The organism is Aliiroseovarius crassostreae (genome assembly GCF_001307765.1).
GTDB lineage: Bacteria > Pseudomonadota > Alphaproteobacteria > Rhodobacterales > Rhodobacteraceae > Aliiroseovarius > Aliiroseovarius crassostreae.
In genome coordinates this window covers 112,450-137,006 of record NZ_LKBA01000001.1, presented here as the reverse complement: position 1 = coordinate 137,006, position 24,557 = coordinate 112,450, and the positions used below count along the sequence as shown (strand labels likewise).

The 24,557-nt window shown below is 61.7% G+C and carries 23 protein-coding genes and 1 riboswitch; of the genes, 13 read left to right on the top strand and 10 right to left on the bottom strand.

All coding sequences use genetic code 11. The features are described from left to right. Positions 1 to 43 precede the first annotated feature (43 nt). Genes AKJ29_RS00780 through dxs form a run of 4 tightly spaced genes read left to right on the top strand, consistent with a single transcriptional unit; the run spans position 44 to position 4,070 of the window. Entirely contained in the window at positions 44 to 979 is a 936-nt protein-coding gene (locus AKJ29_RS00780; protein WP_055187283.1) for a histone deacetylase family protein, read from the top strand. Beyond that, on the top strand, positions 976 to 1,230 hold the full coding sequence (locus AKJ29_RS00775) for an exodeoxyribonuclease VII small subunit (protein WP_055187282.1): 255 nt from the start codon (positions 976 to 978) through the stop codon (positions 1,228 to 1,230). Before AKJ29_RS00780 ends, AKJ29_RS00775 begins: the two co-directional genes overlap by 4 nt. Then, positions 1,231 to 2,097, top strand: a complete 867-nt coding sequence (locus AKJ29_RS00770) for a polyprenyl synthetase family protein (RefSeq protein ID WP_055187281.1) — start codon at positions 1,231 to 1,233, stop codon at positions 2,095 to 2,097. It begins immediately after the preceding gene. 44 nt (positions 2,098 to 2,141) lie between these two features. After that, positions 2,142 to 4,070, top strand: a complete 1,929-nt coding sequence (gene dxs, locus AKJ29_RS00765) for a 1-deoxy-D-xylulose-5-phosphate synthase (protein WP_055187280.1) — start codon at positions 2,142 to 2,144, stop codon at positions 4,068 to 4,070. 158 nt (positions 4,071 to 4,228) lie between these two features. Here the strand turns inward: dxs and AKJ29_RS00760 are convergent, their stop codons facing one another. From AKJ29_RS00760 to AKJ29_RS00740, 6 genes are all read right to left on the bottom strand, one after another. After that, the gene (locus AKJ29_RS00760; protein WP_055187279.1) at positions 4,229 to 5,080 is read right to left on the bottom strand and encodes an SDR family oxidoreductase; all 852 of its coding nucleotides are present in this window, start codon (positions 5,078 to 5,080) and stop codon (positions 4,229 to 4,231) included. 247 nt (positions 5,081 to 5,327) lie between these two features. Then, positions 5,328 to 6,131 (bottom strand): carnitinyl-CoA dehydratase, encoded by an 804-nt coding sequence (locus tag AKJ29_RS00755; protein ID WP_055187278.1) that lies wholly within the window; start codon positions 6,129 to 6,131, stop codon positions 5,328 to 5,330. After that, a complete protein-coding gene (locus AKJ29_RS00750; protein WP_055187277.1) occupies positions 6,118 to 8,142 on the bottom strand; it encodes an acetate--CoA ligase family protein in 2,025 nt (674 codons plus the stop codon). The genes AKJ29_RS00755 and AKJ29_RS00750 overlap by 14 nt, the downstream gene beginning before the upstream one ends. After that, complete coding sequence (locus AKJ29_RS19105) at positions 8,139 to 8,396, bottom strand: hypothetical protein (RefSeq protein ID WP_139231432.1); 258 nt, start codon at positions 8,394 to 8,396, stop codon at positions 8,139 to 8,141. The genes AKJ29_RS00750 and AKJ29_RS19105 overlap by 4 nt, the downstream gene beginning before the upstream one ends. Positions 8,397 to 8,399: 3 nt before the next feature. After that, on the bottom strand, positions 8,400 to 8,705 hold the full coding sequence (locus AKJ29_RS00745; protein ID WP_055187276.1) for an Rdx family protein: 306 nt from the start codon (positions 8,703 to 8,705) through the stop codon (positions 8,400 to 8,402). 27 nt (positions 8,706 to 8,732) lie between these two features. Beyond that, positions 8,733 to 9,893: an acyl-CoA dehydrogenase family protein gene (locus AKJ29_RS00740; protein ID WP_055187275.1), complete on the bottom strand. Its 1,161-nt coding sequence runs from the start codon at positions 9,891 to 9,893 to the stop codon at positions 8,733 to 8,735. 115 nt (positions 9,894 to 10,008) lie between these two features. Here AKJ29_RS00740 and AKJ29_RS00735 point away from each other — a divergent pair, with 115 nt between their 5' ends. The 6 genes from AKJ29_RS00735 to AKJ29_RS00710 all read left to right on the top strand — a co-directional run bounded on the left by AKJ29_RS00735 (position 10,009) and on the right by AKJ29_RS00710 (position 16,947). Further along, positions 10,009 to 10,923 carry a GlxA family transcriptional regulator gene (locus AKJ29_RS00735; RefSeq protein ID WP_055187274.1) on the top strand — a complete coding sequence of 305 codons (915 nt, stop codon included), beginning with the start codon at positions 10,009 to 10,011 and terminating at the stop codon, positions 10,921 to 10,923. Positions 10,924 to 11,001: 78 nt separating this feature from the next. Beyond that, positions 11,002 to 12,825: an adenine deaminase gene (gene ade, locus AKJ29_RS00730; RefSeq protein ID WP_055187485.1), complete on the top strand. Its 1,824-nt coding sequence runs from the start codon at positions 11,002 to 11,004 to the stop codon at positions 12,823 to 12,825. 9 nt (positions 12,826 to 12,834) lie between these two features. Further along, positions 12,835 to 14,313, top strand: coding sequence for an AMP nucleosidase (locus tag AKJ29_RS00725; protein WP_139231435.1), 1,479 nt, complete (start codon positions 12,835 to 12,837; stop codon positions 14,311 to 14,313). 286 nt (positions 14,314 to 14,599) lie between these two features. Then, the gene (locus AKJ29_RS00720; protein WP_055187272.1) at positions 14,600 to 14,887 is read left to right on the top strand and encodes an HU family DNA-binding protein; all 288 of its coding nucleotides are present in this window, start codon (positions 14,600 to 14,602) and stop codon (positions 14,885 to 14,887) included. Positions 14,888 to 15,033: 146 nt separating this feature from the next. After that, a complete protein-coding gene (locus AKJ29_RS00715) occupies positions 15,034 to 15,942 on the top strand; it encodes a DMT family transporter (protein WP_074963748.1) in 909 nt (302 codons plus the stop codon). A gap of 99 nt (positions 15,943 to 16,041) precedes the next feature. Next, on the top strand, positions 16,042 to 16,947 hold the full coding sequence (locus AKJ29_RS00710) for a DMT family transporter (RefSeq protein WP_055187271.1): 906 nt from the start codon (positions 16,042 to 16,044) through the stop codon (positions 16,945 to 16,947). Between the two features lie 227 nt (positions 16,948 to 17,174). On the opposite strand, the gene AKJ29_RS00705 is transcribed toward AKJ29_RS00710, so the two are convergent. The 4 genes from AKJ29_RS00705 to AKJ29_RS00690 all read right to left on the bottom strand — a co-directional run bounded on the left by AKJ29_RS00705 (position 17,175) and on the right by AKJ29_RS00690 (position 20,956). Beyond that, positions 17,175 to 17,846 carry an HD domain-containing protein gene (locus AKJ29_RS00705; RefSeq protein WP_235477217.1) on the bottom strand — a complete coding sequence of 224 codons (672 nt, stop codon included), beginning with the start codon at positions 17,844 to 17,846 and terminating at the stop codon, positions 17,175 to 17,177. Beyond that, positions 17,830 to 18,930 carry a chorismate synthase gene (gene aroC, locus AKJ29_RS00700; protein ID WP_055187270.1) on the bottom strand — a complete coding sequence of 367 codons (1,101 nt, stop codon included), beginning with the start codon at positions 18,928 to 18,930 and terminating at the stop codon, positions 17,830 to 17,832. The genes AKJ29_RS00705 and aroC overlap by 17 nt, the downstream gene beginning before the upstream one ends. Positions 18,931 to 19,091: 161 nt before the next feature. Beyond that, positions 19,092 to 20,057, bottom strand: coding sequence for a DMT family transporter (locus tag AKJ29_RS00695; protein WP_055187269.1), 966 nt, complete (start codon positions 20,055 to 20,057; stop codon positions 19,092 to 19,094). Positions 20,058 to 20,164: 107 nt separating this feature from the next. Beyond that, the gene (locus AKJ29_RS00690; protein WP_055187268.1) at positions 20,165 to 20,956 is read right to left on the bottom strand and encodes an SDR family NAD(P)-dependent oxidoreductase; all 792 of its coding nucleotides are present in this window, start codon (positions 20,954 to 20,956) and stop codon (positions 20,165 to 20,167) included. Between the two features lie 232 nt (positions 20,957 to 21,188). After that, positions 21,189 to 21,296, top strand: a riboswitch (TPP riboswitch). A 40-nt stretch (positions 21,297 to 21,336) separates the two neighbouring features. Between AKJ29_RS00690 and thiB the strand changes: the two genes are divergently transcribed. The 3 genes from thiB to AKJ29_RS00675 are packed head-to-tail and all read left to right on the top strand — an operon-like array spanning position 21,337 to position 24,540. Next, positions 21,337 to 22,317 (top strand): thiamine ABC transporter substrate binding subunit, encoded by a 981-nt coding sequence (gene thiB, locus AKJ29_RS00685; RefSeq protein ID WP_055187267.1) that lies wholly within the window; start codon positions 21,337 to 21,339, stop codon positions 22,315 to 22,317. Next, positions 22,293 to 23,861: a thiamine/thiamine pyrophosphate ABC transporter permease ThiP gene (locus AKJ29_RS00680; RefSeq protein ID WP_055187266.1), complete on the top strand. Its 1,569-nt coding sequence runs from the start codon at positions 22,293 to 22,295 to the stop codon at positions 23,859 to 23,861. Before thiB ends, AKJ29_RS00680 begins: the two co-directional genes overlap by 25 nt. Continuing rightward, complete coding sequence (locus AKJ29_RS00675; RefSeq protein ID WP_055187265.1) at positions 23,848 to 24,540, top strand: thiamine ABC transporter ATP-binding protein; 693 nt, start codon at positions 23,848 to 23,850, stop codon at positions 24,538 to 24,540. Before AKJ29_RS00680 ends, AKJ29_RS00675 begins: the two co-directional genes overlap by 14 nt. Positions 24,541 to 24,557: the final 17 nt, after the last annotated feature.

Sequence of the window (24,557 nt, the reverse complement as noted above, 5' to 3'; positions counted from 1 at the left end):
CATGTGTTTCCAGTTTAGCCCAAAACGCTTTAGCGTCTTAATTATGACAACAGTTTTCTACACCCACCCCCGATGCCATGATCATGTCACACCCCCCGGCCATCCGGAGCAGGTGGCGCGACTTGCGGCCATTGAGAGCGCCCTGTCGGCCCCGCAATATGACATGCTTGACCGGCGCGAAGCCCCGATGGCGACACCGGACAAGGTCGAGCTGTGCCACCCGCGCGCGCATTATGAGCGGATCGCGGCGGCGGAACCGCAGGAGGGGTGGGCGCAGCTTGACGGCGATACCTTTCTGGCCCCCGGTTCGCTGGAGGCTGCAATGCGCGCGATTGGTGGCAATCTGGCGGCGGTTGATGCGGTGATCGGGGGCGAGGCTCAAAACGCCTTTGTTGCCTGCCGCCCGCCCGGCCACCACGCAGAAACCGAAACACCGATGGGGTTCTGCCTGTTCTCGACCATCGGCATCGCAGCACGCTATGCGGCGGTCACATACGGGCTTTCGCGCATCGCCGTTCTGGATTTCGACGTGCATCACGGCAATGGCACACAGGATGTCTTGTGGAACGAAGACCGGGTGCTGTTCGTATCCAGCCACCAGATGCCTCTTTACCCCGGATCCGGGGGCCGCAACGAACAGGGGGCGCACGGCCAGATCCTGAACAAGCCACTTGAAAGCGGGTCTGGCGGCGTGAAAATGCGCGCCACATGGGACCGGGTGATCGACACCGCCCTTCGCCGTTATCAGCCCGAGCTGATCCTTGTCTCAGCGGGGTTTGACGCCCACCGGGCCGATCCGCTGGCCGGGCTGAACTGGTCCACTGATGACTTTGCCTGGCTTGCGCGCCGGATCTGCGATCTGGCGGATGAAACCTGCGCGGGCCGGGTGGTGTCTTCGCTGGAAGGGGGCTATGATCTCGACGCGCTGGGTGAAAGTGTCAGCGCCTATATTGACGTGATGATGGAGCGCGGCAGATGAGCGACACCTCGGGAATGAAACCTGTGGCAGAGATGAGTTTCGAAGAAGCGATGCGCGAGCTGGAAGGCGTGGTCAGCCAGCTTGAACGCGGGGATGTGGCGCTGGACGCCTCCATTGCGCTTTATGAACGCGGGGCTGAGCTGAAGGCGCGTTGCGAAACCAAGCTTAAGGAAGCCGAAGAAAAAGTGGCCGCGATCACGCTGGATGCCAATGGTGCCCCTGCCGGGCTGACCCCGGTTGAAGGGGCGTAAATGTTTCTCTCCCGTCTAGAGGCCACGTCGCGGGCCGCGCGGAGCTGTCTGCACGGCGAGATCAGCAACAAGGGCGCACTGGCCGAGCCGATGAAATACGCCACCGGCGGCGGCAAAGGGTTGCGCGGTTTTCTGGTGATGGAAAGCGCCCATCTGCATGGGGTGCCGGATGACCGTTCGGTCTGGGCGGCCGCCGCGATCGAGGCGGTGCATGCCTATTCTCTGGTCCATGATGACATGCCCTGCATGGATGACGATGATCTGCGCCGGGGCCTTCCCACGGTGCACAGGAAATGGGACGACGCGACGGCGGTTCTGGTGGGCGACGCGCTTCAGACCCTCGCGTTTGAGCTTTTGACCCATGGGGCCGTCGCAGGCGACAATGGCGATGCGCGCATTGCGCTGATCCGCTCGCTCTCGGTTGCCGCCGGACAATTGGGAATGGTGCATGGTCAGGCGTTGGATATTGCGGCGGAAACCGCTCCGGCGCCGCTCACGCTGGATGAAATCACCCATCTGCAGGCCGGAAAAACAGGCGCGCTCATTTGCTGGTCCGCCGAGGCAGGGGCCATTTTGGCGGGTGCCGACACCAAGCCAATGACCGATTACGCCACCGCCTTGGGTTTGGCCTTTCAGATCTGGGATGATGTGCTGGATGTCGAAGGCTGCGCCACCGCCGTCGGCAAGGCCGTGGGCAAGGACGCGGATGCGGGCAAGGCCACGTTTGTGTCCCTTCTCGGGCTTGAGGCGGCAAAGACCCGCGCAACCTCGCTTATCAACGATGCCTGTGACGCGCTGTTACCCTATGGTGACAAGGCGGATACCTTGCGAGAAGCCGCCCGTTTCGTTATCCAACGCGACAGGTAGGCAATACGCCGCTCGAATTTACACGCAAGGCCCAAGGCAGCACCATGACCCAGCGCCCGCAGACCCCGATCCTCGACCGCATCGCGCGGCCCGCCGACATGAAATCCCTGTCGGATCGCGAGCTGTGCCAACTGGCGGACGAGGTGCGGGCGGAAACCATTTCCGCGGTCTCGCAAACCGGGGGGCATCTGGGGGCCGGTCTGGGGGTGGTTGAACTCTCCGTCGCGCTGCATGCGGTCTTTGATACGCCCCGTGACCGGCTGATCTGGGATGTGGGGCATCAATGTTACCCGCACAAGATCCTGACCGGACGGCGCGACCGGATCCGCACCTTGCGCAGCGAAGGCGGTTTGTCTGGCTTTACCAAACGGTCGGAAAGCCCGTTTGACCCGTTTGGCGCCGGGCACAGCTCCACCTCGATCTCTGCCGCACTCGGTTTTGCGGTGGCCCGTGATCTGGGGGGGGCTCCCGAACACGGGATCGGTGACGCAATTGCGGTGATCGGTGACGGGTCGATGTCGGCCGGCATGGCGTTTGAGGCGATGAACAATGCGGGCCATCTGGACCGGCGCATGTTCGTGATCCTCAACGACAATGAAATGTCGATTGCCCCACCGGTGGGCGCGCTGTCCTCCTACCTCTCACGCCTTTACGCGGGGGAGCCGTTCCAGGAGCTGCGCGCCGCCGCCAAAGGTGCGGTCAGCCTGCTGCCCGAACCTTTCCAGGAAGGGGCACGTCGCGCCAAGGAAATGGTCAAGACCATGACCGTGGGCGGCACCCTGTTTGAAGAGCTGGGCTTTTCCTATGTCGGGCCAATTGATGGCCATGACATGGACAGCCTGCTGTCGATCCTGCGCACCGTGCATGACCGCGCCACCGGGCCGATGCTGATCCATGTGATCACCAAGAAGGGCAAGGGCTATGGCCCGGCTGAGGCCGCCCGCGACCGGGGACATGCCACCGCCAAGTTTGACGTGCCCACCGGCAAACAGCACAAGGCGCCTTCAAATGCGCCCAGCTACACTTCGGTTTTTGGCAAGGCGCTGGTGGATCTCGCAGGAGAGGACGACAAGGTCTGCGCCGTGACCGCCGCAATGCCGGATGGGACCGGGCTCAACCTGATGGCCGAACGCTACCCCTCGCGCACATTTGACGTGGGCATTGCCGAACAGCACGGGGTCACCTTTTCAGCCGCGCTGGCGGCGGGCGGGTTGAAACCGTTCTGCGCGATGTATTCCACCTTCCTGCAACGCGGTTATGATCAGGTCGTGCATGATGTGGCGGTGCAACGCCTGCCTGTGCGCTTTGCCATCGACCGCGCCGGTCTGGTGGGCGCCGATGGCGCCACCCATGCCGGCAGCTTCGACATCGCCTTCATGGCCAACCTGCCCGATATGGTGGTGATGGCCGCCGCCGACGAGGCCGAGCTGATGCACATGGTCGCCACCGCCCATGCCATCAACGACCGCCCCTCCGCATTCCGCTATCCGCGCGGTGAAGGTGTCGGGGTGGAACTGCCCGAGAAAGGTGAGGTGCTGGAAATCGGGAAAGGCCGGTTGATCCAACAAGGCGCCCGCGTGGCGCTCCTGTCCTTTGGAGCCCGGCTGGAGGAGGTGCGCAAAGCCGCCGAATCCCTGTCCGCCAAAGGCATCACCCCCACCATCGCGGATGCACGTTTTGCCAAACCGCTGGACCATGATCTGATCTTGCAACTGGCCACAGATCACGAGGCGCTGATCACCATCGAAGAAGGGGCCGTGGGCGGTTTTGGCAGCCATGTGGCCCAGCTTCTCGCCGAAGAAGGGGTCTTCGACACCGGCCTCAAATTCCGGTCCATGGTGCTGCCCGACACGTTCATCGACCACGCCTCCCCGGCCCGCATGTATGAAGAAGCAGGCCTGTCCGCACAGAATATCGAAGCCAAAGTGCTTGACGTGCTGGGCATCGCGCGGATCGACGCAAAACGCGCGTGATACCCCCCACAAAACCCCATTGGCCAGACAGCCCTGAATGGGGTCGTCAGGCCGGGGGGCAGCGCCACTGAAACCGAAGCAGCGCCCCTGTCTAACCCCCGTCTAACCTCTGTCTAACCTCCGTCGAAACCCTGTCGCCCCCCTGACAAACCGGTGCCTTACAGCGCCCCCTCTGACCCCTCCGCTTTCAAAAGCGCGGCCAGACCCGTCTGATAATCCGGGTAAAGCAGCTCAACCCCCAGCTCCTCTTTGATGCGATCATTGCGCACCCGTTTTGATTCCGCATAAAAACTGCGCGCCATCGGGGTCATGTCAGCAGTCTCAAAATCCTCCGGGGCTGGCACGGGCAGGCCCAGCAACTCTGCCGCATAGGCCAGAACATCCTCAGGTGGGGCCGCGAGATCATCACAGACATTATAGATTGCCCCCGGATTAGGACGGGCAATAGACGCCGCCAGAACCTGCGCGATATCCTCAACATGGATGCGCGAAAACACCTGGTTTTTCTTAACGATCCGCCGGGCCGTGCCATTGCGCACCTTGGCAAACGGTCCGCGACCGGGGCCATAGATCCCCGCCAGCCGGAAGATGTGCAGCGGCAGACCATGTTCCCGCGCCACCTCTTGCCAGGCGCTTTCCGCCTCAACCCGCATCTGCCCACGTCTGGTTGCAGGAGTCAGCGGCGTCGCCTCGTCCACCCATCCGCCCTGATGGTCGCCATACACCCCCGTGGTCGACAGGTAGCCCACCCATTTCAGCCGCGACGCATTGGCAATAATCTCAGCCCCAGCGCCGCGCAGCGCCGGGTCCCCCTCCGCATCCGGGCCTGCGGAAATCAACAAATGTGTCGCACTGGCAAGCGCATCCGAAATGTCTTCTCCGGGCCAGCGGATCGTTCCCCCCTGCCCGTCCCGCGACGTGCCCGTCACGCGCCATCCCTGCGGCTCCAGCACACGCGCCAAGGCCCGCGCCGAATAGCCATGTCCGAAAATGAACAATGCGTTTTCCATGCCCTGTATCGAAAGCGTCTCCGGTTATTGTTGGATCACAGCAATAACTGGAAACGCCCACCCTCCCTACATATTGCGCGGCGTTTCCGCATCACGTTGCTTCAACGTAATTTGGTTACGCTTTAACGAGGCGAAAGCGCAAGGGAAAGGGGGCGCGCGCCAGATACGATGACCTGACGCTTTACACCCGGCGCTGCAAACATGCCCAGATACGCCTCATATCAGTCTCTAACATTCAGGTTAGAGACTATTTTCCCTTCCAGACCGGATCCCGTTTTTCCGCAAAAGCCCGCGCGCCCTCCAGCTGATCCTCACTGCCGTAAAGCACATCCACCGTGCGAAGCTGGCGCTGAGTGATCCGGTTCATGGCATCCTGAAACTTGCTGTCCTCCGCATCCCGCACAACTTCCTTGATTGCGGCGTAAACCAGCGGTGGGCCAGAGGCGAGCAGCCGGGCCAGCTCCCAGGCGCGGTCCAGCAATTGATCCGCTGGCAGAACTTCATTGATCAAACCCCAACGATGCCCTTCATCCGCGTCGAACCACCGGCCAGTCAACAAAAGCTCCATCGCGATATGGTAAGGGATGCGTTTGGGAAGTTTCACCGACGCGGCATCCGCCACCGTGCCGGACCTGATTTCCGGCAGGGCAAAGGTCGCGCTCTCGGCAGCCAGGATCATATCACCCGATATGGCCAGTTCGAGCCCCCCCCCGCAACAGATCCCATTCACCGCGACGATCACCGGCTTGTTCATGTCACGCAGCTCCTGCAGCCCGCCAAAGCCACCGACGCCGTAATCGCCATCAACCGCATCACCTTCGGCGGCAGCCTTCAGATCCCAACCAGGGCAAAAGAACTTCTCACCCTCTGCCCGCAAAATCGCCACCCGCAGATCCGGGTCATCGCGAAAACCTGCAAACACATCCCCCATGATACGCGAGGTCGCAAGGTCGATCGCATTGGCCTTGGGGCGATCCAATGTCACCTCAAGCACCGCCCCCTCTTGCCGTGTCCTGATCGGCCCTTCGGTTAAATCTTCAAACTGTGCCATCTACACGCACCTCCTTGATAAGCGCATCCGCCGCCACCGCCCTGTCAGGCGTACAGAGGAGCGGATTGATTTCCACTTCTTCGATCTGGTCGGAATGTGCGACCACATACTCCTGAACCGCCATCACCGCATCGAGTATTGCGGGCAGGCTGGCACCGGGTTTGCCACGATATCCAGCAATCACTTTGGCTATTTTCAGCCGGTTTAGAGCCTGTTCTACACTCTCGCGGGCCACCGGGATCAATACGCTGCAACTGTCCTGCATCACCTCGGTCAGGACACCGCCAGCCGCAAGCGTCAGCACAAAACCATGCGCGGGATCTCGGGTCACACCAACCAGGATCTCCACAACCGTCCCTTCGATCATCTCTTCCGCGAGGAATGTATCACAAGGCATGCTTTTGGCTGCATTAGAGACTTCTTTTGCAGAATTCAGCCCCAGTGCCACCGCACCGGCTTCGGTTTTATGGGCGATGCCTTCCCCCTTGAGGACCAGTGGAAACCCAACCACCTCCGCAAGCGCGTCCGTGTCACGGCCACGTGCAGATTTGGGAACAGCCACACCATGGGCAGACAGGCGGGCTTTGGCTTCGGCCTCACTCAGAACCTCCCCCGCCCGCTCTGCCCCCGGCAACAACAGAGGGGCCGCGACCGACGGCAGCGGTCGTGAAGCCGCCTCAACTGCAAGCATCGCCTCTTCCAGGCCATGCATCGGAACCACCCCTTCTTTCAGCAACCAATGCGAGGCCGCTTCAGGCAGCAACTCCGGCAGGGTCGCGACAACGGCCACCCTGCCACCAGTCCGCCTATGCGTCTCTATTGCAGCGTTCAGGGCGACATCCCAATCAGATGGATCACAACGATCTGCCCGTGGAATATCCAGTATCACCATTGTCAACGCGATCTGCGGATCCACCAGCGCCGACCAGGCCTGGATCATTTTTTCAAGATCCCGCCAGATGTAAGTGTGATAATCCAGCGGGTTGGCAAGAGCCACCATCGGCCCCAGCGCCTCGGCCAGATCCTGATGCTGGCGGGGATTGAGCGGCGGGAAGACCACTTCCCGCCCAAACGCCGTATCTGCGGCCAGGCTCGCCTCCCCCCCGGAACAACTGATCGACGCAATGGTATTATTCTCTAATCCACCGCAAACATGCAAAAGCTTCAGCGTCTCAAGAAACGCGGGCAGGCTGTTCAGCCGGGCGATTCCCAGCCGATCGAGCAATGTCTGCGCCCCCACATCCCCCCCCGCCAGAGACGCGGTATGAGAGATGGTGGCCGCCTGCGCCTGATCAGAGCGCCCGACCTTCAAGGCAACAATCCGCACACCTCTGGCCCGCGCCTTGGTTGCCAACTTTTCCCAATGGGTCAGATCCCCGAACCCCTCAACATGCACCCCGATGGCCGTGACACGCGGATCATCTAGCAGGACGGCTGCTATCTGCGCCTGACTGGTCTGCGCCATGTTCCCGCACGTGACCATATAGGCAATCGGCAGGGCACGGGACTGCATCGACAGGTTGATCGAAATGTTTGAACTCTGGGTCAGGATCGCGACACCCCGCTCAACGCGAGCCGCCCCATGCTGGTCTGGCCACAACAGCGCCCCATCCAGCGCATTGATAAACCCATAGCAGTTGGGACCGAGAATCGGCATGTCACCTGCGGCACATAACAGTTTTTTCTGAAGGTCTGCCCCTTCGGCATCCTCAGCCGAGGCTTCGGAAAACCCACTGGCGAAACATACCGCCCCACCGGCCTTCATTGCGGACAAGGCTGCGACAGCTTCAATCGTGGCGAAGCGATTGATGCCAATGAAGGCTGCATCAGGTGGATGGGGAAGATCCTCGATCCGCGCATAGACCCCATCCCCGCCTTTGGGATGAACCCGCCAGATCTCGCCGGGAAATCCCATTTTGTGGCACTGGTCCAAAATGGCCGAACACCAGGCTCCACCGCCGATCACCACAATGGATTTTGGTTGCAACAGGCGAGAGAGGTTACGTGTCATTGCAACCGTCCCCCCTCAGCATTTTTGCCTTCGGCGAGGATATTTATCGGCAAGAGGAAAAGGGGGAACTTATCCAGAACCCCCTGTGAAGAGATCAATGTCTCTTCCCCTTGCACGGCCATCGGCGTCCCCGCCTGTGCCGCATCTTCAGAATGGCAGAGCATGGTTAACAATTCGTGTCTTCCTCTTGCTGAAAATATCCTCGCCGAAGGCAAGAAAATTCTGCGCCGCTGCTGCCACCGAAAGATGGTCACATGTCAGGCGCCGTCACTGTTTCGGTCGATATGTCCAAGGTCGCGCTCAGGATCGATGTGGTCGCGCACCCGTTGCTTCAGCTCTTTCGCTTCGGGAAAGCCCCCATCACGTTTACGCTCCCAGATCACAGCGCCATCCACCGTCACTTCGAACACACCGCCCATCTCACCGGGGATCAGCGTTACGCCGCCTAGGTCGGTTGAGAAGGTCTGTAAAAGCTCCTGCCCCAGCCACCCGGCACGCAGCAGCCAGTTACAGCCGGTGCAATAGGTGATGGTCACGGTGGGTTTTCTGGCGGGATTGGACATATCGGGTCTCCTTGTTTGGGGCGCCCGTCAAGCTCCGAGCGGGCGCAGCAGATCTCGGGAAATGATATGCCGCTGTATCTCACTTGTCCCGTCCCAGATGCGCTCAACCCGCGCATCGCGCCAGAACCGTTCGATCGGGAAGTCATCCATCAGGCCCATACCGCCAAAGATCTGCAGCGTGGTGTCGGTGACCCGCGCCAACATCTCGGACGCATACAGCTTGGCCGAGGCGATCTCGCGGTTCGACGGCAGGCCCTGATCGAGGCGCCAGGCCGCGGACAGGGTCAGCCAATCCGCAGCGTCGATTTCGGTGATCATGTCGGCGATCTGAAACCCCACGCCCTGAAACTTGCCAATCGGCTGGCCAAATTGCTTGCGCTCCGCCGAGTAGGCCAGCGCATGATCAAAGCAGCGCCGCGCACGCCCCACACAGAAGGCCGCAACCGTCAGGCGGGTGGCGTAGAGCCATTCGTTCATCACCGCGAAACCGCCATCCACCTCGCCCAGCACCTGCGCATCGGGCAGGCGGCAATCATCGAAGGTCAGGATGTAGTTTTTGTAGCCCTTGTGGCTGACCGAATTGTAACCATCACGCACCTCAAAACCCGGCGTGCCGCGGTCCACAAGGAAGGTGGTGATCCGCTTTTTCGGGCCTTTTGGTGTTTCATCCACGCCGGTTGCGATGAAGACAATGAAGAAATCGGCGTGTTCCGCCCCTGAGATGAAGTGTTTCGACCCGTTCACCACCCAGTCACCACCATCACGCACGGCCTGGCATTTCATGCCGCGCACATCCGACCCCGCATCCGGTTCGGTCATCGCCAGCGCATCCATGCGTTCGCCGCGCACAGCAGGAAGAAGATACCGTTCACGCTGCTCCTGGTTACACGCCATCAGAATGTTCTGCGGGCGGCCAAAGAAATGGGTCAGAGCCATGGAGCCCCGGCCCAATTCGCGTTCCACCAGGGTGAAATCAAGGTGGGATAGACCCGCCCCGCCAACCTCTTCCGGGAAATTGCAGGCGTAAAACCCCAGATCAATGCATTTCCGTTTGATCTCCTCGCCCAGCTCATGGGGCACCTGCCCGGTGCGCTCAACCTCCGCCTCATGCGGATAAATCTCGTTTTCCACAAAGCTGCGAACGGTGGAGACGATCATCTCCTGTTCTTCCGACAATCCGAAATGCATGGGTGTTCCCTTGTTGAGAGCGGCGCGCGGCCGCCACTGATCCTGCGCCTTTTCGGATTGACGTTAGGAATATTTCACCCGTTAATCATGCAGAATTGGATGGAAATATGCCGAAATGGTAGAATTTGTGGACCTGCTCTTGTTTGACCGCTTTTCGGCGCTTTGCCTTGCCAACACGGTTGAGCCGCTGCGTGCGGCAAACACTCTTGCCGAAAAAAGGCTCTATTCCTGGCGATTTCTGTCCATGGATGGGCAGGCGGTGCGCTCCTCTTCTGAGATGGAGGTCAGCGTTCAGGGGGCGCTGGCGGATATGCGCGGCACCCTGTTGGTGGCGCTGCCCTCTTACGATTTTCGCCATCATGCCACGCCCAAGGTCTCACGCGCATTGGCCGCGGCGGCGCGGCGCTATCCGGTGATGGCGGGGTTCGACACCGGGGCGTGGCTGTTGGCACAGGCAGGCCTGCTGAACGGCTACCAGGCGACCATTCACTGGGAAGAACTGGCCGCGTTCGAGGAAAGCTTTCCCGACGTGGACGCCATCCGCGCCCGTCATGTCAGCGACCGGGGGCGGTTGACCTGCACAGGCGCATTGGCCGCATTTGACCTTATGCTGGATCGCATCGGCGACAGCCACGGACAGGCCCTTCGCCTTGAGGTCGCGATGCTGTTCATGGCACCGGGGGCCGCCCCGTCGGTTGCGCCCCCTCTTGCGAAATCACGTGTGGTTGGCCGGGCACTGTCCGCCATGCGCGCAGCGATCGAAACGCCTGTCTCGCTGCCGGTGATTGCCAGAACCGCTGGCTGCTCCTTACGGGAGTTGGAACAGAGGATGCGCATGGAGCTGGGGGAAAGCCCCTCATCCATTTATCGCAGGATCCGGCTGATTTCGGCTCGAAAGGCCGTGTTAGAGACGAATTTGCCAATTGCAGAAGTGGCCATTCGTGCCGGGTATGAGGATGCATCGGCAATGACACGCGCCTTCAAGGCGGAGTTCGGCACCACACCGCGTCAGATCAGATCCAATCGCTAAAGCCCCCCGCCCCGTTTGTCACAAAAGCTTCACCAAATTTGGGGTTGCGCCAACATCGCTTTTGTCGACAATTGGTTCATGGAGAAAAGAACAACGAAAAATTCCAGCCATCCTGAATTGAAACCCTGGGCCGACTGCGCCCCCGACCTGATCGCGGTGGCCGCAGGCCGGGCGCCTGCAGATCTGGTGATCACCGGTGGGCAGGTGGTGAATGTGCACACGCGCGAAGTGCTCAACTGGGACATTGCGATCAAGGCAGGGCGGTTTGCCTATATTGGCCCCGATGCAGGACATTGTATTGGCGACAGCACCGAGGTGATCGAGGCCGATGGCCAATACCTGATACCGGGTCTGTGTGACGGGCATATGCATATCGAAAGCGGTATGCTGACCCCGGCTGAATTTGTCCGCGCTGTCATTCCCCACGGCACCACCACCATGTTTGTCGACCCGCATGAGATCGCCAATGTGCTGGGGCTGGAAGGTGTGCGTTTGATGCATGACGAGGCCCTGTTGCAGCCGGTCAATATCTACACGCAAATGCCCAGCTGTGCGCCCTCAGCCCCCGGGCTTGAGACCACCGGGTTTGAAATCACCCCCGAGGATGTGCGTGAGGCGATGAGCTGGCCCGGTATCATCGGGCTGGGGGAGATGATGAACTTTCCCGGCGTGATCAATAGCGACCCCAAGATGCTGGCGGAAATGGCCGCAACACAGGCCGCAGGCAAAACCATTGGCGGGCATTATGCCAGCCCCGATCTGGGCCCCAATTTCCACGCCTATGCGGCAGGTGGTCCCGCCGACGATCACGAAGGCACGTGTGAGGCGGATGCGATTGCCCGTGTGCGTCAGGGGATGCGGGTGATGATGCGGCTGGGCTCCGCGTGGTTTGACGTGGAAAAGCAGATTACCGCCGTGACCGAACAGGGCCTTGATCCACGCAATTTCATCCTCTGCACCGATGATTGCCATTCCGGCACATTGGTTGAGGAAGGCCATATGAACCGCGCGCTGCGCTATGCAATCAGCTATGGCTGTGATCCGCTGGTGGCGCTGCAGATGGCGACGATCAACACCGCAACGCATTTCGGGCTGGAGCGTGAATTAGGCTCTATTACACCCGGACGGCGCGCGGATGTGATTTTCACCGATGACCTGACCCAGCTGCCGATCAACCGGGTGATCGCCCGCGGACAGGTGGTGGCGGAGGCAGGAGAGATCAAGGTGGACTGTCCGCATCTCGACTGGCCGGATCATGCGAAAGCGACAATGCATTTGGGCCGCGACATCACCGAAGCGGATTTTGTGGTGGACGCCCCCGAGGGCAAGAACTCGGTCACCGCCAAGGTGATCGGGATTGTGGAAAACCAGGCGCCGACCAAGGCGCTGACCCGCGATCTTGCGGTGATCAACGGCCGTGTCGAACCGGACGAGGCGCAGGATGTGGCGCAGGTCGCGCTGGTGGAACGGCACAAGGGCACGGGGGCTGTGCAAAACGGGTTTGTGAACGGGTTCGGATACCGGGGACAGATGGCGATGGCCTCAACCGTGGCCCATGACAGCCACCACATGATTGTCGTCGGCACCTCGCGCCACGATATGGCGCTTGCGGCCAATCGGTTGGCCCAGGTGGGCGGCGGCATGTGCGTTTACAAGGACGGGCAGGAACTGGCGCTGGTTGAACTTCCGGTGGCGGGACTGATGTCGGATGCCCCCGCGCCCGAGGTCGCGGTCAAGGCGCAGGGCATCGTGAAGGCGATGGAGGCGTGCGGCTGCACGCTCAATAACGCGTCAATCCAGCATTCCTTCCTGGCGCTGGTGGTGATCCCCGAGCTTCGGATATCCGACCTGGGGCTGGTGGATGTGAACCGGTTTGAACTGACCGGATTGTTTGAGGAATAAAAGATGCCGATGAGCGACCTGACCATCCCGGTCATCACCCCCGAAACCGGTGAGCACGAAGTCTTCACCGATGCCAGCAAGGCGGTGGAGCGGCTGACCGAGCTTTACGATGCCTCCTGCGCCTTTCTGTGTCAGGCGTTTGAGGATAACGCCACAGGGACCAAACCTGCCAGCCGGTTTCGCGCCTTTTATCCCGAGATCCGGCTGACCACGACCAGCCATGCCCAGCGCGACACACGGCTGAGTTTCGGCCATGTCTCAGCACCGGGGACCTATGCCTCCTCAATCACCCGGCCAGACCTGTTTGCCCATTATCTGGAGCAGCAGATCCGGCTGGTCATGACCAATCACGGCCAGCCCGTGGAAATCGGCTATTCCAACACCCCGATCCCGGTCCATTTCGCTGTGGCCCGCAACCCCGACATCTCGGTCCCGCAGGAAGGCGCGATGGAATACCCGCTGCGCGACGTGTTTGACGTGCCGGACCTGAACACCACCAATGATGACATCGTGAACGGGGTCGCAAATCGGGACGAGGGGCAACCCGGCCCGCTGGCCCCTTTCACCGCACAGCGGGTGGACTATTCCCTGGCCCGGCTCAGCCATTACACCGCCACGCTGCCGGAAGATTTCCAGAACCATGTGCTGTTCACCAACTACCAGTTCTACGTGGAAGAGTTCGAAGCCTATGCGCGCAAGATGCTGGCCGATCCTGACAGCGGCTATAGCGGGTTTGTCGGGCCGGGCTATCACCGGATCACCGGACCGGACGAGGACCTGCCGGTGCCGGCGAAACTGCCACAGATGCCCAGCTATCACCTGACCCGGCCGGACGGATCCGGGATCACGCTGGTCAATATCGGCGTGGGCCCCTCCAATGCCAAAACCGCCACCGACCATATTGCGGTGCTGCGCCCCCATGCCTGGCTGATGGTTGGCCATTGCGCAGGGCTGCGCAACTCGCAGCGGTTGGGGGATTTCGTGCTGGCCCATGCCTATCTGCGCGAAGACAAGGTGCTGGATGCGGACCTGCCAATCTGGGTGCCGATCCCGCCGCTGGCGGAAATCCAGATTGCGCTGGAACAGGCGGTGGCGGGCATCACCGAGTTGGAAGGGTATGAGCTGAAACGCATCATGCGCACCGGCACCGTGGCCTCGCTGGACAATCGCAACTGGGAATTGCGCGACCAGACCGGCCCGGTGCAACGCCTGAGCCAGTCGCGCGCCATCGCCCTTGATATGGAAAGCGCCACGATCGCCGCCAACGGGTTCCGGTTCCGGGTGCCTTACGGGACGCTTTTATGTGTGTCGGACAAACCGCTGCATGGCGAGTTGAAATTGCCCGGCATGGCCTCGGATTTCTACAAGGATCAGGTCGGACGACACCTTTTGATCGGCATCCGGGCGATGGAAATCCTGCGCGATATGCCGCTGGAACGGATCCACAGCCGGAAGCTGCGCAGTTTTGAGGAGACCGCCTTCCTGTAACCCCTCCGACCCAGCCTGACGCCGGAGCGGGTTTGGCAAATTGGCCCTCCCGCCCGCTCAGCTTCCCTCGCGTAAACCCGCAATGGTTGCACAGCATACTTATCCGACACCCGCAGGGCCAAACCCGACCCCAGACAAAAAACTTCAGCTTTGACCAGCTGGAAAAACCCAAAAAACCGCGAATTTCCCTTTTTTTTCCTGCAACAAATCGTTGTATCGCCCTGTCACATACAGTTAAATGCGCCCAATGAAGCCCAAGTAATGGGCAATTGAGGAGTGTAAATACATGTCGAAACCGATGACCAAGACCCAACTGGTTGCAGCTCTCGCTGAAGAAATGGGCGCTGACAAGAAAACCGCAGGCGCCGCTCTGGACGCCATGGTGGGCATCATCACCAAAGAAGTGTCGGGCGGCGGCGCTGTGACCCTTCCGGGCGTTGGCAAAATCTATTGCCGCGAGCGTCCGGCCCGCACCGTGCGCAACCCCGCCACCGGTGAGCAGATCCAAAAAGAAGCCGACAAGGTGGTGAAAATGACCATCGCCAAGGCTCTGAAAGACAGCGTGAACGGCTAAGCCTTCACCGGTCTCATGGACCAGACATTCGGAAAGGGTCGCCATCTGGCGGCCCTTTCTTTTTGCGTCCTCTTCGAAAGGGCAAGAAACGGATCGTATCCGTGCGGCGGAATTGCGAAGGTGGTGACCGTTGCAAAGGACCTGCCATGCCAAACCGTTTTGATCTGCCTGCCGCCGTGATGCTGGTGACCCTCGCTGCCGTCTGGGGCGGGTCGTTTTTCTTTGCCGAGATCGCACTGCGAGAGCTGCCCCCCCTGACGATCACCCTGCATCGTGTGGTCTGGGCGGTGCCAATCCTTTTGGGTGTCCTGCGCCTTCGCCACATTCCCCTGCCGCGTGCGCCGCGCATCTGGGGCGCCTATCTGGTCATGGGGGCCTTGAACAACGCCATTCCCTTTTCGCTGATTTTCTGGGGACAGCAACAGATTGACAGCGGGCTGGCTTCGATCCTCAACGGGACCACGGCGATGTTCGGCGCGGTGGTGGCCGGGATCTTGCTGAAGGATGAGCCGCTGACCCCCAATAAACTGCTGGGCGCAGCACTTGGTCTTGCGGGGGTTGCGGTGATCATGGGACCGGGGGTGTTGAGCGGGCTGGACCCCAGCAACCTTGCCCAGCTCGCCATTATCGCGGCGGCGCTTTCTTATGCCTTTGCCAGCGTCTGGGGCAAGGTCACCCTTGCAGGCCAACCGCCCCTGATGAATGCCGCGGGCATGTTGATCGGGTCCGTTGTGCTGATGCTGCCTCTGGTGCTGTTTGTGGATGGAGTGCCCAGCCTGTCTTTGCACCCCGCCACATGGGGCGCACTTATAGGAGTGGCCGCCCTGTCGACCGCGCTGGCCTATGTGCTCTACTTCGCCATTCTGGTGCGGGCGGGTGCCGCCAACCTGATGCTGGTCACGCTTCTGATCCCGCCTTTTGCCATCGGGCTTGGCGCGACGTTTCTGGGCGAGCGTCTGCCCGGCTCGGCTTTTGCCGGGTTTGCGATGATTGGCCTAGGTCTGGCGGTCACGGATGGGCGGCTCTTTCGCAGCCATTCGATTAAGCGTAGCTGACCTGACAGGGCAGGGAATTCAACCTCACCCCGCATTGCCACCGCCCCCCGTCGCCGCCTAGGATGTGCCATCATGCAACGCGGCAGTCAGGAGCGGCAGATGGACATTCGCGCAATTCTCATGGGGCTGGGGTTTGCCCTCATGTGGTCGTCGGCCTTCACCTCTGCCCGGATCATCGTGGCGGACGCCCCCCCGCTCTATTCCCTTGCGCTCAGGTTCTTCATATCCGGCCTGATTGGTGTGGGGATTGCCAAGGCGATGGGGCAGAACTGGCGCCTGTCCCGGTCGCAATGGAAAGCGGTGCTGGTGTTTGGGGTGTGCCAGAACGCGCTGTATCTGGGGCTGAACTTTGTGGCGATGCAATGGGTTGAGGCCTCTCTGGCCGCGATCATCGCCTCCACCATGCCGCTGATGGTGGCCTTTGCGGGCTGGACATTGCTTGGGGACCGGCTGCGGCCGATGGCGGCATTGGGTCTGTTGGCCGGTGTGGTAGGGGTGGCCCTGATCATGGGGGCACGCCTGTCAGGAGGGGTGGATCTGCTGGGTGTCGGGTTCTGTTTCATCGCGGCCGCCGGGCTGACCGTGGCCACGCTTTCGGTGCGTCAGGCCAGTGCGGGGGGCAATCTGATGATGATTGTCGGGCTGCAGATGTTTGTGGGGGCGGCTGTGCTTTTTGTCTTTGCGGCCTTCCTTGAAACCCCCAGCTTCACGCCCAGCCTGCGCCTGTTTGCGGCCTTCAGCTACACGGTGCTGGTGCCCGGCCTTCTCGCCACTTTTGTCTGGTTTTCCCTGGTGGGGCGGATCGGCGCGATCAAGGCCGCCACGTTCCACTTTCTCAACCCGTTCTTTGGCGTTGCGGTCGCGGCGGTCTTGTTGGGCGAGGCGCTGGGTTGGCTTGATATTCTTGGCGTGAGCATCATCACAATCGGTATCCTGATGGTGCAGCTGTCAAAGCAACGGCCCCCGGCCCCCTCAGTTTCGCAACATTCTCCCACGCGGACGTGATCCAGCGCCGCCTCATCGTGACATGACCTGAACCGCCCCGCCGCGTAAACTGGCGCCATGGAACTGGTCTTTGGATATCTTGCGGGGCTGCTGACCCTGATCACCCCCTACGTCCTGCCGATTGTGCTGGCCACGGCGCTGGCAGCGGCCACAGCGTAAGGGGCGCTGCCCCTCGCACTGCGTGCTCCCCCCGGAGTATTGTTGCCAAGAAGAAGAGGGGACGCCGGTTACCAGGTCGGCGCGGGCTGTCCGAGTTCTTGAGCCAAGTCCTGCAAGAAGCGCCGCAATATATCTGCGCGTTGACGGGCAAGGATGCGCCCGGTTTCGGTTTGCATCTGATCAGGCAGTTTCAGAAGTTTCTGGGCGAAATGATCCAGGGCAAACGCGGTGTCGCTGAGCGTGCGATCTGTTGCGAACGGGTCGCTCGGGTGAAACAGTGGACGCCCCAGCGCGCCGGAAACGGCGAAACAGCGCGCCAGACCAATGGCGCCCAGGCTTTCTATTCGATCCGCATCCTGCACCACGCGGGCCAGCGCTGTTTCGCAGGGGATCCCGGTGGAAAAGGAGTGTGCGGCAATGGCGTGGCAGATTTCCGCAACCTCCTGCAGCGAGAAATCCAATCCCATGAGCAGGGGGGCGGCCGCTTCGACAGACAGGAGCGAGGCGCGGTGGCGTTCCGGGTCATTTTTGGGAAGGGTCACCAGATCATGCAGATAGCAGGCTGCCATCAGCTGGTTGTGTTGCGCCAGTTGCTCTCCTGCAGCGATCTGTTGCGCATTGGCCCAGACCCGGTCCGCATGGGCCAGGTCATGCCCGCTATCGGTTGGGCCATTTGCCGTCAGGGTGTCGGACAGGATGCCGCGAAGGGCCTCGTGCAGGGTTTCAGCCGATCGGGCCACGCAGCCCCCCGGTCTGCGCGCGATCGAGCAGCAGGTGATCAAGCACCACACAGGCGGCCATGGCTTCGCCAACCGGCACGGCACGGATGCCCACACAGGGGTCATGGCGGCCCTTGGTGATCACCTCGATCGGCTCCCCCGTCTTGGTGATCGACTTGCGCGGAGTGAGGATTGAACTGGTGGGTTTCACCGCAAAGCGCACAACAATGTCCTGCCCGGTCGAAATGCCCCCCAGAATGCCCCCCGCGTGGTTTGAGCTGTATTCAGGCCCATCCGGCCCCATGAAGATCTCATCCGCATTGGTGGTGCCCCGCAGAGCGGCGGCGGCCATGCCTTCACCGACCTCAACACCTTTCACCGCATTGATCGACATCATCGCGGCGGCCAGGTCCGTGTCCAGCTTGCCGTAAACCGGTGCGCCCAGCCCGGCAGGAGCGCCCCGCACGACCACTTCAACCGCGGCGCCGACGCTGTCATTGTCCTTGCGAATCTGCAGCAGATACTTCTCCCAATCCGCCACCGCGCCCGCATCGGGCAGCCAGAAAGGATTGCCGTCGATGGCATCCCAGTCGAACTTGTCGCGGTCCAGATGCAGCTCCCCCATCTGGGTCATGTATCCCTTGATCTCAATGCCCGGCACCAACGCCTTCAGCACTTCGCGCGCCACCCCGCCAGCCGCCACACGGGCCGCGGTTTCGCGCGCCGAGGACCGCCCGCCGCCGCGCGGATCACGAATGCCGTATTTCTGATGATAGGTGATATCCGCGTGGCCGGGGCGGAATGTCTTTTCAATCTCGCCATAATCCTTCGACCGCTGGTCGGTGTTTTCGATCATCAACTGGATCGGCGTGCCGGTGGTCTTACCGTCATAAACACCGGACAGAATGCGCACCTGGTCAGGTTCATTGCGCTGCGTCGTATGTTTGTTCTGTCCCGGACGACGTTTGTCCAGCCAGACCTGCAGCATCCCGGCCTCAAGCGGCACACCCGGCGGGCAGCCATCCACCGTGGCCCCAAGCGCAGGCCCATGGCTTTCACCCCAGGTGGTGACACGGAAAACATGACCAAAGCTGTTCATCGACATGGGCGCGCTCCTTTGCTTGCTCCCCTGATAGCGGGGCAAGGCGGGAAAGGAAAGATTGCTTGATCATCCGGCCCCGATGCCTGTTGCAAAAAGCGGCGCGCCCTCTTCCTCTTGCAGCAAATATCCCGGGGTGAGCCGCCCAGCGGCGAGGGGCAGCGCCCCTATTCCCCCTCCGCCTCTGGCCGGCGGTGTTTGGGCTTCGGGCTGACCCCGGCATCATAGCGCATATTCGGATTGCGCAGGATCGGATTGCGGGCTGACACTTTTGGACGGCTTTCACGCCAGACAATGAACACCCCCGACCCGATCACGATACTTGCCCCAACCCCGACCCAGATATCCGGGAACTCGGCAAAAAAGACCGCACCGAACACCGTCGCCCAGAGGATCTGGCTGTATTGCGTCGGCGCCACCACCGCGGCAGGGGCCGCACGATAGGCCGCAATCAGACAGAATTGCGCAACAACCGACATCAGCCCCACCGACGCCGACAGCCCGAGATCGGACAGCCCCATCGGGACATAGACAAATGGCAAGGCCGCCCCCATGAACAGGATTGAGGACAGCATCGGGTAAAGGATCATCACCGCCGTGCGCTCCTGCCCGCCGATCCGGCGCATGATGATCGACCCCAGCGCCGACATGCAGGCTGCGGTCAAAGCTGCAATGTGACCGGTGGATATCTCGGTCACGCCGGGCCGGAGCACCACAATCACCCCCACAAGCCCCACCAGAACCGCCGCCCAGCGTTGCAGGCGCACCGGCTCTCCCAGCAGCAGGGCGGACAGGGCGGTGATCAACAGCGGCGTGGCAAACAGCAGCGCATAGACCTCAGCCAGGGGCAGGACGGTAAACGCATAAAACGCCGACGCCATGGCAATCACCGAAGACAGCGCCCGCAACAGGATCAGCCAAGGATGGTTGGGACGAAAATTATCCACCTGCCGATCCGCCAGCATCACCATGGCCATCGGCACAAAGGCAAACAGCATGGCGAAAAAGATGATCTGGAACACGGAATAGCTCATCCCAAGCGCCTTGATCACCGCGTCATGGGTGGCAAAGACGGCAAAACCGGCAAAAGCGTATCCGAGCCCGCCAAGCGGGGAGCGTTGGGTGGCGGGCATGCCCCTCTCCATATTGCGTGATGTTATCGCTCACATCGCGCAATATGCGGGACAGGTCAAGAGGGGCACGGGGAGGACAAGGGGGGCGACACGGCCGCAAGAGGAGCTCACGCCCCCGATCGCCCCGGAACAGCGATGCTGCCCGCCAGCATCCCCCCATCCAGATTGATTTCGCTCCCGGTCATGTAGGTCGCTTCGTCTGACGCGAGCAGAACGCAGATCGCCGCCACCTCCTCCGGCGTGCCGAACCGCCGCAACGGCGTGTCCGCGACAAAGGCGGCCATCCGCGCCTCCCGGTCCGCTCCATTGCCCAGCATCGGCTCCCACATCGGGGTCAGAACCGCCGCCGGGTGGATGGAATTGCAGCGAATGGCCAGCCCCTGTTCAGCACAGTAAAGCGCCACGGTCTTGCTGTGATTGCGCACCGCCGCCTTGGAGGACGCATAGGCGGCAGCGGCCGGGATGCCAACCAGACCGGACCGGGACGAGATGTTGATGATCGCCCCGTCCCCCTTCTTGCGCATGGCCCCGATGGCATAACGACAGCCCAGGAATGTGCCGTCCAGATTGGTGCGATGTACCGCGCACCAATCCGCAAGCGTGGCATGTTCGGGGTCATGGGCGCAGGGACCTTGCTCAAACCCGGTGATGCCTGCGTTGTTGACCAAGACGTCGATTGCGGGGAACTCCCTCGCAAAACTTGTCCAATCACCTTCGTCCCGCACATCCAGTTGACGGGCGGTGGCGCCGATCTGCGCGGCCACCTCCTGTGCAGCTTTCAGGTTCATATCGGTGACAATCACCCGCGCGCCTTCACGGGCAAAGGCGGTTGCAATGGCGGCCCCAATGCCGCGCCCTGCGCCGGTTACGACGCATGTCTTCTGGTTTAAACGTGTCATGAAATCCTCGGAGTGTTCAGTCTATCCGCAACAATCCCCCCGGTGCCCACCGGGTGGATTGGATGAAATTCCGGCTGTGCCGTGTCAGATGATCACTGGACCTACTCCTAGATTGAAACAGGACATACGAAATTTACCGAGATTTTTCAATGGGCCTGCCCCGGCTGCCTGGGGGTCCGGCCATGGCGGATGCACAGCCCCCTTGCCAATCCCCCCCATTTGCGGGCATTCAGGGGCCACCTCGGGGTGCCCTGGATGATCCATGGCTGAGATGCGCATACGCGGACCCGTAGAACCTGAACCGGTTAAGACCGGCGGAGGGAAGGTCGGTCATCCATCCGAACCCACCCAGACCCGTCCGGCGCCATTGGAGGATGATTATGAAAAGAACTCCCCTTGTCGCAGGTGCATTGCTGATTGCTGGCGCTGCACATGCTGAAACCCTCACCGTCTATACCTATGACAGCTTCACATCCGACTGGGGCCCCGGCCCGGCGGTGGAAAAAGCGTTTGAGGCCGAGTGTGGCTGTGACCTGCAATTTGTCGCCGTGGGGGACGGGGCCGAACTCTTGTCGCGCCTCAAACTCGAAGGCGCACGCACCGAGGCCGACGTGGTGCTGGGGCTGGATACCAACCTGACCGCCGCCGCAAAAGCCACCGGGCTTTTCGCCGATCATGGCGTCACGGCGGACTGGTCCGTGCCGGTGGAATGGACCGACACCACCTTCATCCCCTATGACTGGGGTTACTTCGCCTTTGTCTATGACAAGACCAAAGTGACCAACCCGCCGAAATCCTTTGACGAACTGGCCGCGTCCGAGCTGAAAATCGTCATTCAGGATCCGCGCAGTTCAACCCCCGGCCTGGGCCTTCTGATGTGGGTGAAAGACGTCTATGGCGACAAGGCCCCTGACGCGTGGGCCGGCCTGAACGACCAGATCGTGACTGTGACCAAAGGCTGGTCCGAAGCTTACGGCATGTTCCTGGAGGGGGAGGCCGACATGGTGCTGAGCTACACCACCTCCCCCGCCTATCACCTGATCGCGGAAGAAGACGACAGCAAAGCCGCCGCCGCTTTTGACGAAGGCAACTATCTGCAGGTCGAAGTGGCGGGCAAAATCGCCGGCACGGACCAGCCGGAGCTGGCCGACAAATTCCTGGCCTTCGTGGCCTCGGATGCGTTCCAGTCAATCATCCCAACCACCAACTGGATGTATCCGGCTGTGACCCCGGCAGCTGGCCTGCCCGACGGGTTTGACACGCTCGCCAAACCGGCCAAATCGCTGCTGATCCCGGCGGACAAAGCTGAAATGGTGCGCGACGCAGCCCTTGAAGAATGGCTGGCGGTATCCGCGCAGTAAGCCACATAAATCGCACCACCACCCTCGGGCTGATTGCTCTGGGGGGGGTGGTTTGCCTGACGCTTGGCACGCTGGGCGTCGTGGCGCTGTATGCCGAAGACAGCAGCGCGCTGGCCTCCCGTGACTGGTCCGCCATCCGCTTCACCCTCTGGCAGGCGGCACTTTCTGCGCTCATTTCCGTCACCCTCGCCATCCCCGTTGCCCGCGCCCTGGCACGGCGCAGTTTTCCCGGCCGCGCAACTCTTGTCACCCTTTTGGGTGCTCCGTTCATCCTGCCGGTGATGGTGGCCGTATTGGGGCTGATCTCGGTGTTCGGTCGCAAGGGCATCCTGTCACAAACCCTGATTTGGGCTGGATTAGAGCCTGTTTCCATTTATGGCTACCATGGCGTGATCCTTGCGCATGTGTTTTTCAACCTGCCGCTGGCAACCCGCCTGATCCTGCAGGGCTGGCTCGCGATCCCCGCCGAGCGGTTCCGCCTTGCCGCCTCTCTTGGCATGGGGCCGCGGGACATTTTTCGCACCCTTGAACGCCCGATGCTGCGCGAGGTGCTGCCGGGCGCTTTCCTCGTGATTTTCCTCATCTGCCTGACCTCATTTGCCGTGGTGCTGGCGCTGGGCGGCGGCCCCAAAGCGACCACGGTGGAGCTTGCGATCTACGAAGCGTTTCGCTTTGACTTTGATCTGGGCCGTGCGGCGAAACTGGCGCTGGTGCAGTTTGCACTGGGTGCGGTCGCTGCCTTTGTGGCGTTTCGCGTTTCCATCCCCCATGACAGCGGCGCCGGGCTCGATCGGGCGGTCCTGCGCTGGGATGACGGAGCGGCGCAGAAGCTGCTTGATATCGCGGCCATCACGCTGGCGACGCTGTTTTTGATCCTGCCCCTGTCCATGATCCTTGCAAATGGGCTGCCCGGCCTGTGGTCCCTGCCGCAAAGCGTATGGCTGGCCGCAGCCCGCTCGCTCATGGTCGCGCTGGGGTCTGCCGCGCTCACCCTTCTCATCGCCCTGCCCATTGCCGCCCTTGCCGTGCGCCGCGGATCCCGTCTGGTTGAGGGGGTCGGCTATCTGACCATTGCCGCGTCACCGCTGGTGATCGGCACCGGGCTGTTCATCATGATCTTCCCGTTCCTGCGCCCCTCCGACCTCGCCCTGCCGGTCACCGCCCTGGTGAACGCCGCGATGAGCCTGCCTTTTGCCCTGCGCGTTCTGACCCCGGCGCTGGCCAGCGTCGAACGCGATTACGGGGCGCTTGCGGATGGGCTGGGCCTGACCGGCAGGGCCCGGCTGCGGCTGCTCTGGTTGCCGCGTCTGCGCCGTCCAATCGGGTTTGCGCTGGGGCTTGCCGCTGCGCTGTCCATGGGGGATCTTGGCGTGATCGCCATGTTCGCCGCTCCGGATAACGCAACCCTGCCCCTGCAGCTTTACCGGCTGATGGGGGCCTATCGCATGGCGGATGCGGCGGCGGCAGCGGTGCTGCTGTTGGGGCTGTCCCTCCTGCTGTTTTGGATATTCGACCAAGGAGGCCGGGTTGATGCTGATCGTTGACAACATGCAAATCTCGATGGACGGGTTCGGGCTGCACGGAAGCCTGACCCTGCCCCAAGGGGCGCGCGCCGCCGTATTGGGGCCGTCAGGTGCAGGGAAATCCACCTTTCTCGCAGCCCTTGCAGGGTTTCAGCCCCTCGCCAGCGGACAGATCACCTGGCAGGGCACAAACCTGCCCACACGCCCCTCGGAGCGCCCGATCAGCATGGTGTTTCAGGACAATAACCTGTTTCCACATCTGAGCGTGGCCGAGAATGTCGGCCTGGGGCTGCGCCCGGACCTGAAGCTCTCCTCAGAAGACCGGCACCGGGTTGAACAGGCGCTGGACCGGGTCGGGCTGAGCGGCCTGGACGGGCGCAAACCCGCCCAGCTTTCCGGCGGGCAAATCGCGCGTGTGGCCCTTGCCCGCGTGCTGTTGCGCAACCAGCCCCTGCTTTTGCTGGATGAACCGTTTGGCGCGCTTGGTCCAGCGCTGAAATCCGAAATGCTCGCGCTGGTGGAAGAGCTTCTGGACGAGACCGGCGCCACCCTTCTGATGGTCAGCCACGACCCCGAAGACGCCCGCGTGCTCTGCGATCAGGTGGTGCTTGTGACCAACGGGCAGGCCCATGCCCCCGTCGCGACGGAGGAGATGTTTGCGAAACCACCAGAGGCGATGCGGGATTATTTGGGGAGGTAAATGAAACGTCGTTAAAA